Genomic DNA, 16524 nt, shown 5'->3' with positions numbered 1-16524 from the left:
CTATGCTTTAAAAAGTTTTGATGTTGTATAAAATTAAGATGCGTCAGCCGTGTGATAGTGCAACAGTGAAGTTGGCGGAATCGAAGATTCTTAGTAAATTTGCAAATTAAACGACAGAACGCCAACAAGACAGACAACAATATAACTATGAACGAGTTAGCCAAAAACTACAGTCCTGCTGAAGTAGAGGACAAATGGTATGCCTACTGGATGGAGCACAATCTGTTCGGCTCCAAGCCTGACGGTCGCGAGCCTTACACCATAGTAATCCCCCCGCCAAACGTGACCGGCATCCTCCACATGGGCCATATGCTCAACAACACCATACAGGACATTCTCACTCGCCGTGCCCGCATGGAGGGTAAAAACGCCCTCTGGGTGCCCGGAACCGACCACGCCTCGATAGCCACCGAGGCAAAAGTCGTGGCGAAACTCGCAAAAGAAGGTATCAAAAAGACCGACCTGACCCGCGAAGAATTCCTCAAACACGCATGGGCCTGGAAAGAAAAACATGGCGGCATAATCCTTGAGCAGCTGAAGAAACTCGGCGCATCATGCGACTGGAGCCGCACCGCATTCACCATGGACGAACTGCGCTCCAAAAGCGTCATCCGTGTATTTGTAGACCTTTACCGCAAAGGTCTGATCTATCGCGGCAAGCGTATGGTCAACTGGGACCCGAAGGCATGCACCGCCCTGAGCGATGCCGAAGTGGTCTACCGCGAAGAGCACAGCAAGCTATATTATCTCCGCTATAAGATCGCGGGCGAGGACGGATATGCAATCGTGGCCACCACACGCCCCGAGACAATCATGGGCGACACAGCCATGTGCATCAACCCCAACGACCCCAAGAACCAGCATCTTCGCGGCAAGCGGGTGATTGTGCCACTCGTCAACCGTGAGATTCCGGTAATAGAGGATGACTACGTGGATATCGAGTTCGGAACAGGCTGCCTCAAGGTCACCCCGGCCCACGACATGAACGACAACATGCTCGGGCAGAAACACAATCTTGAGACCATAGACATATTCAACAAAAACGGCACCATAAGCGAGGCCGCAGGAATGTATGTCGGCATGGATCGTTTCGACGTACGCCGACAGATAGCCCTTGACCTCCAAGCCGCAGGACTCATCGAAAAGATCGAGGACTACGAGAACAAGGTCGGCTACTCGGAGCGCAACCCCGACACCGCCACCGAACCGCGCCTGTCCGACCAATGGTTTGTAAAGATGGGCGAGCTTGCGAAACCCGCCCACGCCGCAGTGATGGACGATGACATTCGCTTCATACCCGAAAAGTTCAAGAATACCTACAACCATTGGATGGAAGGTATCAAGGACTGGTGTATCTCACGCCAGCTATGGTGGGGACACCGTGTGCCCGCATATTATCTCCCCGACGGCTCGTTCGTGGTAGCCGAGACCCCGGAAGAGGCCCTGAAAGAGGCGATGAGCCGTACCGGTGACTCGTCGCTCACCCTCGCCTACCTGCGCCAGGATGAGGATTGCCTCGACACATGGTTCTCCTCCTGGTTATGGCCTATCACGCTTTTCAACGGCATACTCGACCCCGACAACGAGGAATTCAAATACTACTACCCCACCGCCGACCTCGTGACCGGCCCTGACATCATTTTCTTCTGGGTAGCCCGAATGATCATGGCCGGATATGAATTCGCCGGAAAGATGCCGTTCCGCAACGTATACTTCACCGGCATCGTGCGCGACAACCTCGGACGCAAGATGTCGAAGCAGCTCGGCAACTCACCCGACCCGCTCGAACTCATCAAGACCTACGGCGCCGATGGCGTCCGCATGGGCATGATGCTCTCGGCTCCAGCAGGCAACGACATACTTTTCGATGACAAGCTCTGCGAACAGGGACGCAATTTCTGCAACAAGATATGGAACGCCTTCCGCCTCGTCAAGGGATGGGAAGTATCCGATGGACTCGAACAGCCCGAAAGCGCCCGCAAGGCCATCGAATGGTTCGAGGCACGGCTCGACGCCACCGTGGCCGAGGTCGACGACCTCTTCTCTAAGTTCCGCATCTCCGAAGCGCTTATGGCCGTCTACCGCCTCTTCTGGGACGAATTCTCCTCTTGGTACCTCGAAATGGTCAAACCGGCCTACGGCAGTCCTATCGACGGCGCGACATATGCGGCCACACTCGGATATTTCGACAACCTGCTGCGCATGCTCCATCCCTTCATGCCATTTATCACTGAAGAGCTGTGGCAGCATCTGGCCGAGAGACGCGACGGAGAGTCGATCATGTATGCCCCCATGCCCCAGGCACACGAAGCCGATGCGGCGATGCTCTCCGCGATGGAACGCGCCAAGAGCGTGATCAACGGCGTGCGAGGAGTGCGCGCCTCCAAGAACATGTCACCACGCGAGGCACTCCCCCTGAATGTTGTCGGCGAATGGAATCCGGCCCTCGACAGCGTTATCGTGAAGCTCGCAAACCTCGACGGCATCACGTCGGTCACAGAAAAGGATCCGGCTGCCGCCTCGTTCATGGTCGACACGACAGAGTTCAACGTACCCCTCAGCGGAGCCATCGACATCGACGCCGAGCTTGAACGCCTCAACAAGGAACTCACCCACTATGAGGGATTCCTTGCCTCGGTCAACAAAAAGCTCTCCAACGAGCGGTTTGTCAACAACGCACCGGCCTCAGTGGTCGAACTCGAACGCCGCAAGCAAAGCGACGCCACCGAAAAGATCGCGGCTATCAAGGCCTCGATTTCGGCACTTTCGAAATAGTATTTTTCACGGCGTGGTCATGCGTCATGACATGACGCATGCCCACGCCATATATATCCCTACGGAATGAAGATCGCAAAGACATTCAACGGCTCCGAGACCGTGGTCGACCTCATACGCCACGACTATAATATCCTGCCGATATTAAGCCGTTTCAACATACCACTAGGCTTCCAGAACAAACGTATCGACAACGTATGTTCCGAAAACGGCATCGATACCGAAGTGTTTCTCTTTATCGTCAACTTCATTCTCAACGGCAAGATAGATACCGACCGGCTTCCATCCATATCACCTACGGCTATCGTCGATTTCCTGCATAACAGCCACGACTACTTCCTGAAATACAAGTTCCCGCACATACGCATGAACCTGATGTCGGCACTCGAAGAGAGCCATAATGACATAAACCCTGCAATAATCGCCTTTTTCGACTCTTATCTACAGGAAGTAAATAAGCATTTCGCTTACGAGGAAGAGAAAGTGTTCCCCTACATACGCGCGCTTGTAGCAGGCAAACCGTCAGCTTACAATATCAACGTGTTCAAGCGCCATCACGATGAGATCGGAGAGAAACTCACCGAACTTAAAAACATCATCCTGCGCTTCTACGTTACCAGCCAGCCAAACAAGATGTACGATGTGCTCGTCGACCTGTACAATGCCGAAGAGGACATGGAAAGCCACGCCGACATCGAAAACAACATACTCATTCCGTTGATCGCGCTCAAAGAACTGCACCCCACCTCCCCCACAAAATGAAACCACTGAGCATTGCCATAATAACCCAATCGCAGGTAATCGCCTCGGGCCTTACATGCATGCTACAGCGCGCGAAGTCATTGCCGATAGGCGACATACGCACGATCGACACATCGAATATCGAAAAGGATTTGCGTTCGGCACCATGCCGCATACTCATGATCGACCCTGTCGCCGCCGGTCCGGCCCAGGTGACGACATTACGCGACCTCCTCCCTCCGGCCACCATATTCGTGGCCATATCGGCATGTCTGCTCCCACAGGAAGTGATACGCGCGTTCGACTATACATTTTCCATCTACGACCATCCCGCCATACTCACGGACATAATAACCAAAATCAATGCCGAGACCGATGAGACCGACGAAACAAAAGCTTTGAGCCAAAGAGAGAAAGAAGTCGTGATAGGGATTGTCAAAGGCATGAGCAATAAGGAAATCGCATCGGAAATGAATGTCTCTGTCAACACGGTCATGACCCACCGCCGCAATATCACCGCCAAACTCCAGATACATTCAGCCGCCGGACTCACCATCTACGCCATCGTAAGCAAACTCGTGCGCCTCGACGAGATAAGCACCAGCCTTCCGGTATAATCGGTCTAAACGCACCATACACAACGCAGCCATACACAAGAGGCACATCGATACGTATGGTTAAATTAACTTTCATTAATTTTGCGCTTACGCATTTAACAGCTATATTTGCATGTCAGATTATGACGTAGCCGCATTGTTTCCATCGCGTTGGAGCAAATGCGACATATGGCATATGTAATCATAATAAAATCAACCAATAACCATACTTCATTCAATATGAGAAAATTAAGCATCTTAGGTCTGTGCCTTGTTGCCGCACTTTCAGCGTCGGCCCAGAAAAGCCTTGTAAAAGAGGTGGAAGGAAAGGCTAAAGGATTCAACGCCAATTTCGAGGAAGCGCGCAAAATGCTGAAACCGGCACTCACCAATCCTGAAACGGCCAACGACGTGCAAACATGGTACGTTGCAGGGACCATCGAATACGGTGACTACGACAACCTGTTAGGCAAGAAGGCCGTAGGCCAGAATGCCGACGGAAAGACCATGGGCAATGACCTTCTGCTCGGTTACGACTACTTCATCAAGGCCCTTCCCATGGACTCTGTGGTAGAAGTCGACAAGAAAACAGGTGCTCCCAAGCTTAACAAGGATGGAAGCAAGAAAATCAAGACAAAATATTCGAAGGACATGGTAAAAAAGATTGCCGCACACCATCAGGACTATGTGTCGGCAGGACAATACCTTTGGGATGCCAAGGACTTCGACGGCGCATACCGTGCATGGGACATATATCTTAACCTCCCGTCCAACAAGATGCTTGGTGCCGATGCCCCTGCCGCACTACCTGACAGCGTAGTAGCTGAAATCTCCTACTTCCAGGCTCTAGCAGCATGGCAGGCAGAGAAGCTCGACGCAGCCCTTTCTGCATTCGATCAAGCCCTGAGCAAAGGATACAATAAGAGCGATATCTATGAATACGCAATTTCAGTAGCCGCCCAGAAGGCAACAGCCCAAACCGACAGCGTGGAGCAGGCCAAAGCCAACAGCAAAGTCGTCTACTATGCCGATCTCGGCAACAAGGCTTGCGGCGACACTACCGTCAAGTATCTCAACATCATCATCAACGACAAGATCAACAACCGCAAATACGATGAAGCCAAGGCACTTCTTGAGAAAGCTATCGCAGTATCACCCAACAACGCCGAACTTTACGACGTGCTCGGCATCCTCTATCAGAGCCAAGGCGATCTCGACAAAGCCCAGGAATACCTGACCAAGGCCGTTTCCATCGATTCCACCTTCCCCAAAGGACAGCTCGACATGGGTCGTGTGATCTACGCCCAGGGTGCAAAAATCGATGAGGCATCCTCTACACTCCCCAACTCAGAATATGCCAAAATCCGCAAGGATCAAGTAGATCCTCTTCTGCACCAAGCTATCCCTTATCTGGAAAACGCTCTTAAGAACGACTCCACCGAGCAGGAAGCGCGTCGTCTGCTCCGAAGCATATACTACAGCCTTGAGGACGAGGAAAACCTCAAGCGTATCGAGTCTATGTAACCAACTATAAACCGATATAGCACAAAGGGGGTGGCTCATACCGCCTCCTTTGTTTTTTACCACATACGGAAGCAAACACATACTCTCACACAGATGCAGCTTACAAACAACGACCGAAAGACATACGCGGATCTCGACCGCGCACGCACACGCCGCGAAACCGGCCTGTTTATGGCCGAGGGTACTAAATGCGTACTCGATACGTTGAACCATTTCAGCGTACAACGCCTGTGCGCCACAGCCGAATGGATCGACCGTCATGGTCACTCACTTCCCCGACATGTCACACCTGTAGCTGTGAAACTTTCGGACCTACAACGTATGAGCCATCTGTCCACTCCTCCTGAAGCAGTGGCCATATATCACATACCCCATACAAGCCTTGATGACGATATCGTAAACAACGGTCTCACCTTGCTGCTTGACTGTGTGCAGGATCCGGGTAATCTCGGCACGATTGTCCGTATTGCCGACTGGTACGGAATCAGACAGATTGTATGTTCCCCCGACACCGTGGACGTATGGAGTCCGAAGGTCGTCCAATCGACAATGGGCGCCATAGCCAGAGTAAGATGCTTCTACACAGCCCTGCCGGAGTTCATAGAGTCCCATCCGGGACTTCCCGTCTACGGCACATTTCTTGACGGCAACAATATCTATTCTGAAACATTGCCGGTCAAGGCAATGATAGTCATGGGCAACGAGGGGCACGGCATATCTCCCGAAGTGGCCGCGTATGTCAGCCGACGCATCCTCATCCCGTCATACCCTCCGGGCGACGCCACGAGCGAATCGCTCAATGTTGGCATGGCCACAGCCATAACCCTCAGCGAATTCCGTCGGCAACTCCTGAAATAGCACCCGTATCAATATGGCAAAGCAACAGAAAACAGCATGGTTTTGCAGCAATTGCGGCACGGAATCGCCCAAATGGACAGGGCGATGTCCAGGCTGCGGAGAGTGGAACACTATGGTCGAGGAGAAACTGCCTTCCGGAAGTTCGAAGAAATCGACATTCGACCGTACGCACGCTAACGAACCGCGTCCGATATCGCAGGTTGAAACCGTGAGCGAGAGCCGCATACATATGCCGAGCGAAGAGCTTAACCGGGTGCTTGGCGGAGGCCTCGTCGCAGGATCGATAGTGCTTATCGGAGGTGAACCTGGAATAGGAAAATCAACCCTTGTACTCCAGAACATCCTGTCGATACGCGGAAAACGCATCCTCTATGTAAGCGGAGAAGAGAGCACAAGCCAGCTTAAGATGCGCGCCGACCGCATAGGACGCCTCAGCGACAACTGCTACATAGTGTGCGACACATCGCTTGAAAACATTCTCGGACATGCCGAATCGCTCAATCCGGAAATAATGGTGGTCGACTCAATCCAGACCATAGCATCCGACACCATAGAGTCATCGGCAGGAAGCGTGAGCCAAGTGCGCGAATGCGCCGCGCAACTGCTCCGCTACGCCAAATCGACCGGCACACCCGTGATTCTTATAGGACATATCAACAAAGAGGGATCCATCGCCGGGCCGAAGGTGCTGGAGCATATCGTCGATGCCGTCCTGCAATTCGAAGGCGACCGACATTATATGTATCGCATACTGCGCTCCATCAAGAACCGTTTCGGCTCCACCTCCGAACTGGGCATCTACGAGATGGTACAGCGAGGTTTACGCGAAGTCACCAACCCGTCTGAACTGCTGTTGTCGCAGTCGGGTGAAGGCGTACTGTCGGGAACGGCGATAGGCGTGACACTTGAAGGGATACGCCCATTCCTGATTGAAACGCAGGCGCTCGTGTCGACGGCGGCCTACGGCACGCCCCAACGGTCAGTGACAGGCTTCGACGCAAAGCGCATGAACATGCTGCTGGCTGTGCTCGAAAAGCGCGTCGGATTCAAGCTTGCACAGAAAGACGTGTTTCTCAACATAGCCGGAGGCCTGAAGGTCAATGATCCGGCGCTCGACCTCAGCGTAATTTGCGCCATACTATCATCCAATGTCGACATGCCGATACCTCGCGACGTATGCATGTCGGGAGAAATAGGCCTTACCGGGGAGATCCGTCCGATCACACGCATAGAACAGCGTATACTCGAAGCCGAAAAACTTGGATTCAGCAACATAATAGTGCCACGCCACAACATCAAAGGCTTCGATACATCCAGACTGAAGATACAGATCACAGAAGTAGCCAAGGTCGAAGAAGCATTCCGCGCCCTTTTCGCCTGACTGCGATACGCGTTGTACCTGGTACGCCTATTGTTTGCGCAATGCCTCAGGCTCAAAATCGCGCACTCGGGTGATAGTCATGTCATCCGGATTCACACGTATGCCACCTTTCTCCTCGATGCACTTCAACTGCTCCTCACGCAGGTCGGCAATCATCTTAGACGCTTTCTTGGGCTGATCAGCCATGACTTTCTTAAGCATGCGGGTATCAAGGGCGATTTTATAAAACGCGACATTTATGAACTTCCAGTTCTGGTCGGTCAGGCCATACTTCTTTTGCAGCTTGTCGGCTATAGCTGCTCCTTCAGCCATAGCATCCGCATTATAGACGCCACGCCAGTATTGACGCAGCTGATTTTCATCGAGCAGAGACGAAAGCGTGTTTTCGCGCATTCCCGCAAGACGGTTACGCCCTTTAACGGTAAGCACACCATCATTCTCACCGACTGTCCTCATGAAAAACTCATTTTCTTTCTCGATAGCTTTTGCAAGCTTCACTTGTTGAGCCTCAGAGAGTTTCACATAACGGCATACGTCAAAAGCCTGACGCACGACCGCAGGCGAGAATTCCGCAAGCGCCCGGGTGTCGATAGTTTGTGCAGAAACCGATGCCATGCACAGCAGCCCTAATGTCGAAATGACCGATTTAAATTTCGTCATGATAAAATTTACAGCTAATAATATTGTGTTATGAAGAAAAAACGTATCTTTGTGCAAATTTAGTAAAAAGCGTCATTTAATTCAAAAAAAATTAGCTCCCGATCATGAATCACATGAAGAATATCAACCGGCTTCTTTATGGAATAAATACCATGGCATTATTGCCATCCATTGCATTCGCCGCCTCCACCGACATGAAAAAGACCGACAACCGGCCCAACATACTCCTCATAGCCATAGATGACATGAAGCCTTGGATCGGGCCTTACGGTGACTCAATCGCCCGCACTCCGGCAATGGATGCTTTGGCCTCGCGCGCAACGACATTCAACAATGCCTACTGCCAGGTGTCACTCAGCGGTCCTACGCGCTCCTCACTGCTCACCGGACTCAATCCGGACCATACCGGCGTGTGGTGGCTTATGGGTTCATTCCGGAAAAACAATCCCGATATCGTGACCATGCCGCAGGCCCTCAAAGAGAACGGCTATGAAACCGTCGGTGTCGGAAAGGTGTACCATCCTCTTAAAGATAAAACGGTAAAGGATGATCCGATATCGTGGAGCCTGCCATATATAAAAACCGCCGGCTCGCCGTATGCGCTTGCCAACGGGCGCGTCGCCACGGAGTGCGCCGACGTGCCTGACAACGGCTATGTCGACGGCATCATCGCCGAAGAAGCAGTGAAGGCACTCGGACGACTGAAAGACAGCGACAAACCATTTTTCCTCGGTGTCGGATTCAAGAAACCCCATCTCCCGTTCTGCGCCCCGAAAAAATATTGGGACATGTACGACCGCGAGTCGATGCCGGTGGCCGAATTCCAGGACATGTCATCCGACCCCGTCGAGTATGCCTACCATAACTCCCTTGAGCTGAAAGGCTACTCCGACATCCCACCCTTCGAGAGCTTCATCGATACACGACACCTCGACACATATACACAGAAACGCCTGCTCCATGCATACTATGCCTGCATCTCCTATACCGACGCACAGGTAGGAAAGGTGCTTGATGCCCTTGAAGAAGAAGGCCTCGCCGACAACACCGTGGTAATCCTCTTCGGCGACCACGGCTACCATCTGGGCGACCATGGACTCTGGAACAAACTCTCCGACTTTGAACAGTCCACACGTGTGCCGCTGATCGTATGCGCCCCGGGCATGAAGGAAGGCACAAAATCCAATTCCGTGGTAGAATTCCTCGACATATTCCCTACTGTGTGCGAACTGACAAAGACACCCGAACCTCAGCAGCTCGATGGAAAAAGCCTCGTACCCATACTCAAGAATCCCAAATCAAAGACCAAGGATTATGCCATAAGCCAATTCTCGCGCTCATGTACGGAAAACTACACCATATCCACCGACACCGACCTCAAGGGAAAAGCCAAGGAACTTGAAAACGACATCACAGGATACGCGTTGCGCGACTCTCGCTACCGACTTGTGGAATGGACGAAAGGATTCAAGACCTACATGCCATTTGACGAATCCAAGGTGATTGCCTACGAACTTTACGACTACGACAAGGATCCGGAAGAGCGCCACAACGTGGCCAACGACCCGGCCTACGCATCCGTCGTAAAAAGTCTCAAGAAAAAACTGCATCAACACTATGCCAAGAGCTACGCCTCTCCAATGAGCGCGCCTATCGCCAGAACGGCTGCCGGAGATTGATTGACAACAGAAAATAATCACATATCGGGCCTTACAAGAATCACTTGTAAGGCCCGATATGTGATTACAATGCCAATGGGCTTCGTCTAGTTTCTGAAAACAAGCTCGTCATCTTTGAAATCAATGATGATAGGATGCTCCCGGTCGACCTTCTGGGCAAGGATATCTTTCGACAGACGGTTAAGAACCATGCGCTGAAGCACTCGCTTTACCGGACGGGCACCGAATTCAGGATTATAGCCCTCCTTGGCCAGATATGCCAAAGCTTCCGGCGTGACTTCAAGAGTCACTCCATTGGTAGCAAGCATCTTCTTGATGGAGTTGACCTGGATGCCCACAATATCCTGAATCTCACGCTCGTTGAGCGGGGTAAACATGATTATCTCGTCGATACGGTTGAGGAACTCCGGACGAATCGTGCTCTTCAGCATTTCAAGCACCTGTTCCTTGGTCTTTTCCACCACCTCGTCATGGTTTTCATCAGTGATTCCGGCGAAATTTTCACGAATCACATTTGAACCCATGTTGGAAGTCATGATTATTATCGTGTTCTTGAAGTTGACCAGACGCCCCTTATTGTCTGTCAAACGTCCGTCGTCGAGCACCTGAAGCAGGATGTTGAACACGTCGGGATGGGCTTTTTCTATCTCGTCGAACAGCACTACCGAATAAGGCTTGCGGCGCACTGCCTCGGTGAGCTGGCCGCCCTCATCATAGCCGACATATCCCGGAGGCGCTCCGACAAGCCGGCTCACCGTATGCTTCTCCTGATATTCGCTCATGTCGATACGGGTCATCATGTTCTCGTCATCGAACAGATATTCGGCAAGCGCCTTTGCAAGTTCCGTCTTTCCGACACCTGTGGTACCGAGGAAGATGAACGAACCGATAGGACGACGCGGATCGTTAAGGCCGGCACGGCTGCGGCGCACGGCATCGGCTATGGCGGCTATGGCCTCGTTCTGTCCGACCACCCTGCGGTGCAGCTCCTCTTCAAGGTGAAGGAGCTTCTCCTGTTCGCTTCTCGCCATCTTTGTCACGGGAATGCCGGTCCAGCGCGACACGACGTCGGCTATATCGTCGGCATCCACTTCCTCCTTGATGAGCGATTTCTCGCCCTGCATGGATTTGAGTTGTTCCTGAACATCGGCATTCTCCTTTTCCTTCTGCTGAATCTTGGAGTAGCGTATCTCTGCCACTTTGGCATAGTCGCCTTCACGCTCGGCACGGTCAGCCTCGAACTTAAGCTGCTCGATATCAATCTTATTCTGCTGAATGCGATTGATAAGGTCTTTCTGCGACTGCCATTTTGCCTTGAACTCCTTCTCCGTGTCGCGCAGGTCGGCAAGCTCCTTTTCGAGAGTCTTGACTTTTTCCTTATCGCCCTCACGCTTTATGGCCTCACGTTCGATTTCGAGCTGGGCTATCTTGCGGGTGATTTCGTCAAGCGCCTGAGGCACGCTGTCGCGCTCCAGACGTAGTTTCGACGCAGCCTCGTCAATAAGGTCGATGGCTTTGTCGGGGAGGAAACGGTCTGTGATATAACGCTCCGAGAGCTGCACGGCGGCAATAATCGCCTCGTCGCGGATGCGCACCTGATGATGATTCTCGTAGCGCTCCTTCAGACCGCGTAAGATTGATATGGCGCTTATCTCGTCAGGCTCGTTGACCATCACCTTCTGGAAACGACGTTCAAGCGCCTTGTCTTTCTCGAAATATTTCTGATACTCGTCGAGAGTGGTCGCGCCGATGCTACGCAGCTCTCCTCGTGCAAGCGCCGGTTTAAGTATATTGGCGGCATCCATCGCCCCCTCGCCTTTTCCCGCTCCTACAAGAGTGTGGATCTCGTCGATAAACAGGATTATATCTCCGTCAGCTTGCGTCACCTCGTTGACGATAGCCTTCAGACGTTCCTCGAATTCGCCCTTATACTTAGCCCCGGCCACGAGAGCACCCATGTCAAGCGAATATATCTGCTTGTCCTTAAGGTTCTCCGGCACATCGCCACGCACTATGCGGTGGGCCAATCCCTCGGCGATAGCCGTCTTGCCGGTACCCGGCTCTCCGATGAGCATAGGGTTGTTCTTGGTGCGGCGGCTCAGAATCTGAAGTACGCGGCGTATCTCGTCGTCTCGTCCGATTACCGGATCAAGCTTTCCCGAACGGGCACGCTCATTGAGGTTTATAGCGTATTTGCTGAGAGCATTGTAGGTATCCTCCGCACTCTGGTCAGTGGCTTTCTTGCCCTTGCGCAGCTCCTCGACGGCAGCCGTAAGCTCATGTTCGGTAAGTCCGGCATCCTTGAGAATCTGCGAGGCGGAGCTTTTCACCATGAATATCGCGAGGAGTATGGCCTCGATGGTCACATACTGGTCGCCCTGCTTCTTGGCCACATCAAGCGCCTTCTGAAGAACATCATTTGAAGTGCGGCTGAGATACGGCTCGCCTCCCGACACCTTCGGCTCGCTTTCGATAGCGCGGTCGATTGAAGTAGCCACCTGCGACGCGTTGGCCCCGACCTTCTGGAATATGAAAGTAAGCAACGAGTCGCCCTCCGTAAGAATGCCTTTGAGAAGGTGGACAGGCTCTATGGCCTGGTTTCCCGACCCTTTGGCTATCTCCACGGCCTTCTGTATGGCCTCTTGCGATTTAATTGTGAAATTGTTGAAATTCATAATCAACGGATAATATGAATGAGTTATTTTTTATTCTGTATTATTAACACCCCGGACGTTTATAATGTTAAGATGGCGTCTGAAATTTTAACAGTAATTTTTAAAGACAGCCGACAGGGTGTTTTGCTGTTAATGTTAAGTTTCGTATCTTTGTTTTTCAAAAACCATGCCAATTATATGACACGACTCCTATATGCCATAATATTGACCGCAGCCATGACCGGCGGATTCCTTTACGCAGGAGCCGCCTCCAAAGAAGAGCCGGCCAAAGTCCCGTCGACACCATTCGAGTATCCATTGGCTCCCGACACCCTCAGCACCCTCGAAGCACGTACGAGCTACGTTATGCTGCATTTCTGGGACAAGGCCGACATGAAAAAGGTTATGGCCGACACCGCCAAATTCCATAAGGCATTCGCCGACTATGTCGGCTTCATACCTTATGCCGCAAAGGACAGTGTGCGCAAGTCAATCAACGCCCTTACTTCACGCTACTCCAACGACCCAAAGGCACTGTCACTCATAGCCTCCGAGGCCGAACGCACGCTTTTCGGGCCGGAAGCCGATTTCTGGAGCGAGGACTCATATCTGCTCTTCCTGCGTCCTTTGCTGGCCAACAAAAAAGTCAAATCAGCCGAGAAGGAAAAATACCTCACACATATCCGCATGCTCAACTCTTCGATTCCCGGCTCTAACATATCCAATTTCGACTACACCACACGCCATGGTGCCAGACATTCCCTTTACGACAACAAGGCGGAATATACCATCCTGCTCTTTCAGCCCGAGGAGTGCGCCGACTGCTCGATGGCACGTCTGCGCCTGAACGCCGATGCCGCCACTACCCGACTTATAAAGAACGGCACCGTAAAAATAGTCCTCGTAAATCCCGCCGAACCTACAGCAAAATGGCGTGATGAAATGAGCGAATACCCTTATGAATGGGAAATAGGGAGCGCCCCCGAAGCCGACAAGCTCGTCGACCTTCGCTTACTTCCTACTACATATCTCCTTGACAAGGATTTCCGTATTCTCGCCAAACGGATTGACCTTAACCAGCTGCTTGCGCTTATGGCCAACATCAACCAGTACCAGATGCTCATGCCTGACAATGCCGGCACTCCGGGAACGGAGAGTACTGGCGGGAATGAAACTCCCGGACAGTGACATCCGTCTATAAACATTTCCATACACCAGAATTCATAAATCCGTCTATCCTCAACAACGTCATCAATAATCTATGAAACGTTTCATCGAGTCCCTATTCCTGCGCGGCACAGGCTACACTTACAGCAACATGGCCCGGCTTTTCCTACGTCTGTTCGTAGGAGTCATGCTGCTTCAGTTCGGCATACGCCACCTCATCAACTTCTCGATGCTATGCCACACATTCCCACAAGTACTGGGAATGAGCGGCGAGACGTCGTTAATAGTAATGATATGCATAGAAGTGATATGCTCCATATGCATAATGGTCGGTTTCCTGACCCGCCTCTCGCTCATGCCTCCGCTTGTGGCCATGATAATCGCAGAATACCACATACTCCACGATCTTATGCCGGACACATCGATATATACGATATCAAGCACACAGCCCGGTTACCTGCCCCTGATGTTCATAGGCATATATCTTTTTCTCGCACTTGCCGGACCCGGTAAAATATCGCTCGACTATTTCATATCGCTCTACATAGTATCCACCAGAGGGAAGGATGACACCCAGACCGAGGAACTTGAGGAGGTATAACGACTCCGGAATACCAATATCAACCACACATATCCCACACATACCATAATTCTCCACCCCGACGATGAATATCGCAGTGTTGATTTCAGGCGGCGTAGACAGCGCAGTAGTAGTGCACCGCCTTAAAGAAGAAGGACACGACCTGCACCTTTTCTATATCCGTATCGGTCTTGACGACGGATCCGGTGATTGTTCCGCCGAAGAGGACATAGAGATGTGTCGTCTCATAGCGCATCGCTACGGTTTACCGTTCGATGTCGTCTCGTTGCACAAGGAATATTGGGACAACGTCATGGAATATGCTTTGCGCACGGTACGAGAGGGACTAACCCCAAACCCTGACATCATGTGCAACAAGATGATAAAGTTCGGATTTTTCGAACAGCGCTGGGGACATGAATTCGACAAGACAGCCACAGGCCATTACGCATCCACCGAACTGGTCGACGGCACCACATACCTTGCCACAGCCGTAGACCCCGTAAAGGACCAGACCGATTTCCTTGCCCGCATATCCTATGACCAGCTTACACATCTGATGTTTCCTCTCGGAGCTATGCCAAAATCGAAAGTGCGCGAAACGGCCATCGCGGCATCCCTCCCGAATGCATTCCGAAAGGACAGCCAGGGAATATGCTTCCTCGGCAAAATCAACTACAATGATTTCATCAAAAGACATCTCGGCACGAAAAAAGGCCCGATAATCGAACTTGAGACAGGGCGTAAGCTCGGAGAACACAACGGATTCTGGTTTCACACCATCGGACAGCGCAAAGGCCTTGGCCTGAGCGGAGGTCCGTGGTATGTGGTAAAAAAGAACGTCCACGACAATGTGGTCTATGTCTCACAAGGATACTCAACGGAAAAGCAATATGGCCGCACTCTCCATCTCGACGAAATGCATTTCATTTCCGGCAACCCATGGGGAGAATCGGCCGATTCTGTGAAAATAATGTTCAAGAACCGGCATATGCCCGAGTTCCTTCCCGGCACGCTTACACGCATCAATGAACGCGAATATGTCATCGAATCAGACAGCAAAGTTCAAGGCATAGCTCCCGGGCAATTCGCAGCCATATACGATGCCGCCTCACGTCTGTGCTACGGAAGCGGCATAATTACCGGACAGAATGTCATAATATAAACCATAGTGTCCGGTAAAACATTATACGGATAAGCAATAAATAATCCGAAGATGAACAGCGACAAGATAAGATTGAAAGTGCTCGGGATATCCTACAGCCAGATACAGTCAGGGGCATACGCATTGATACTCGCGCAAGCCGACGGCCCATACCGCATACCCGTGGTGATCGGAGGCGCCGAAGCACAATCCATAGCGATACGCATGGAGGGGATCATCCCTCCAAGACCCATGACACACGACCTCTTCGTGAGCTTCGCACATGCATTCGGAGTAAAACTCAAAGAAGTGTTCATCTACAAGTTCGAGGACGGCATATTCTCTTCGGAACTCACGTTTACCGACGGTGAACGCGAAGTGGTGCTCGATTCGCGCACATCCGACGCCATAGCAATCGCAATGCGCACAAAATCCCCCATATTCACCACCAGGGCCATCCTTGATGAAACCGGGTTCATAATGGAGGAAACGAATGCCGAAGGTGCAACTGTGAAGTCTGAAAACGACGATACCGGGCAACCGGGCAATCAAATGAATGATGAAGATGATTCCATGAATAAAAGTCCGCGTCTGGAACAATATTCAGTAGAAGAACTCGAAAAAATTCTTTCAACCCTCATACAGGAGGAAAATTACGAGGAAGCAGCCCATGTCTCAAAAATAATAAAGGATAAGAAAGAAAATTCCGGCACACAATGATTATGCCCCGTCGACCTTACAACCACCACATGTAAATAACTTTAA

The 16524-nt window shown here is 51.6% G+C and carries 13 protein-coding genes; 11 read left to right on the top strand and 2 right to left on the bottom strand.

Annotation, left to right across the window (positions count from 1 at the left end):
* Positions 1–147 precede the first annotated feature (147 nt).
* The 6 genes from QZ303_RS01925 to radA all read left to right on the top strand — a co-directional run bounded on the left by QZ303_RS01925 (position 148) and on the right by radA (position 7875).
* Positions 148–2775 (top strand): valine--tRNA ligase, encoded by a 2628-nt coding sequence (locus tag QZ303_RS01925; RefSeq protein ID WP_295728334.1) that lies wholly within the window; start codon positions 148–150, stop codon positions 2773–2775.
* Between the two features lie 66 nt (positions 2776–2841).
* Positions 2842–3537, top strand: coding sequence for a hemerythrin domain-containing protein (locus tag QZ303_RS01920; RefSeq protein WP_295728332.1), 696 nt, complete (start codon positions 2842–2844; stop codon positions 3535–3537).
* Positions 3534–4133 (top strand): LuxR C-terminal-related transcriptional regulator, encoded by a 600-nt coding sequence (locus QZ303_RS01915; RefSeq protein WP_295728331.1) that lies wholly within the window; start codon positions 3534–3536, stop codon positions 4131–4133. The genes QZ303_RS01920 and QZ303_RS01915 overlap by 4 nt, the downstream gene beginning before the upstream one ends.
* Before the next feature lie 219 nt (positions 4134–4352).
* Complete coding sequence (locus QZ303_RS01910) at positions 4353–5636, top strand: tetratricopeptide repeat protein (protein ID WP_295728330.1); 1284 nt, start codon at positions 4353–4355, stop codon at positions 5634–5636.
* A 93-nt stretch (positions 5637–5729) separates the two neighbouring features.
* Positions 5730–6494, top strand: coding sequence for an RNA methyltransferase (locus QZ303_RS01905; protein ID WP_295728328.1), 765 nt, complete (start codon positions 5730–5732; stop codon positions 6492–6494).
* A gap of 13 nt (positions 6495–6507) precedes the next feature.
* Positions 6508–7875: a DNA repair protein RadA gene (radA, locus tag QZ303_RS01900; protein ID WP_295728326.1), complete on the top strand. Its 1368-nt coding sequence runs from the start codon at positions 6508–6510 to the stop codon at positions 7873–7875.
* Between the two features lie 27 nt (positions 7876–7902).
* Here radA and QZ303_RS01895 read toward each other — a convergent pair whose 3' ends face one another.
* Positions 7903–8535, bottom strand: a complete 633-nt coding sequence (locus tag QZ303_RS01895) for a hypothetical protein (RefSeq protein WP_295728324.1) — start codon at positions 8533–8535, stop codon at positions 7903–7905.
* A gap of 104 nt (positions 8536–8639) precedes the next feature.
* Between QZ303_RS01895 and QZ303_RS01890 the strand changes: the two genes are divergently transcribed.
* Positions 8640–10214: a sulfatase gene (locus QZ303_RS01890; protein ID WP_295728323.1), complete on the top strand. Its 1575-nt coding sequence runs from the start codon at positions 8640–8642 to the stop codon at positions 10212–10214.
* A gap of 86 nt (positions 10215–10300) precedes the next feature.
* On the opposite strand, the gene clpB is transcribed toward QZ303_RS01890, so the two are convergent.
* Entirely contained in the window at positions 10301–12889 is a 2589-nt protein-coding gene (clpB, locus tag QZ303_RS01885; RefSeq protein WP_295728321.1) for an ATP-dependent chaperone ClpB, read from the bottom strand.
* Positions 12890–13066: 177 nt separating this feature from the next.
* Here clpB and QZ303_RS01880 point away from each other — a divergent pair, with 177 nt between their 5' ends.
* From QZ303_RS01880 to QZ303_RS01865, 4 genes are all read left to right on the top strand, one after another.
* The gene (locus QZ303_RS01880; protein ID WP_295728319.1) at positions 13067–14056 is read left to right on the top strand and encodes a DUF5106 domain-containing protein; all 990 of its coding nucleotides are present in this window, start codon (positions 13067–13069) and stop codon (positions 14054–14056) included.
* 73 nt (positions 14057–14129) lie between these two features.
* Positions 14130–14636 carry a DoxX family protein gene (locus QZ303_RS01875; RefSeq protein ID WP_295728317.1) on the top strand — a complete coding sequence of 169 codons (507 nt, stop codon included), beginning with the start codon at positions 14130–14132 and terminating at the stop codon, positions 14634–14636.
* A 64-nt stretch (positions 14637–14700) separates the two neighbouring features.
* On the top strand, positions 14701–15780 hold the full coding sequence (gene mnmA / locus QZ303_RS01870; protein ID WP_295728314.1) for a tRNA 2-thiouridine(34) synthase MnmA: 1080 nt from the start codon (positions 14701–14703) through the stop codon (positions 15778–15780).
* A 51-nt stretch (positions 15781–15831) separates the two neighbouring features.
* Entirely contained in the window at positions 15832–16479 is a 648-nt protein-coding gene (locus tag QZ303_RS01865; RefSeq protein WP_295728311.1) for a bifunctional nuclease family protein, read from the top strand.
* The last annotated feature ends 45 nt before the right edge of the window (positions 16480–16524 follow it).

The sequence above is a fragment of the uncultured Muribaculum sp. genome, assembly GCF_910583865.1.
In the GTDB taxonomy this organism is placed as follows: Bacteria; Bacteroidota; Bacteroidia; order Bacteroidales; family Muribaculaceae; genus Muribaculum.
This window is presented reverse-complemented; position numbering and strand designations above follow the sequence as displayed.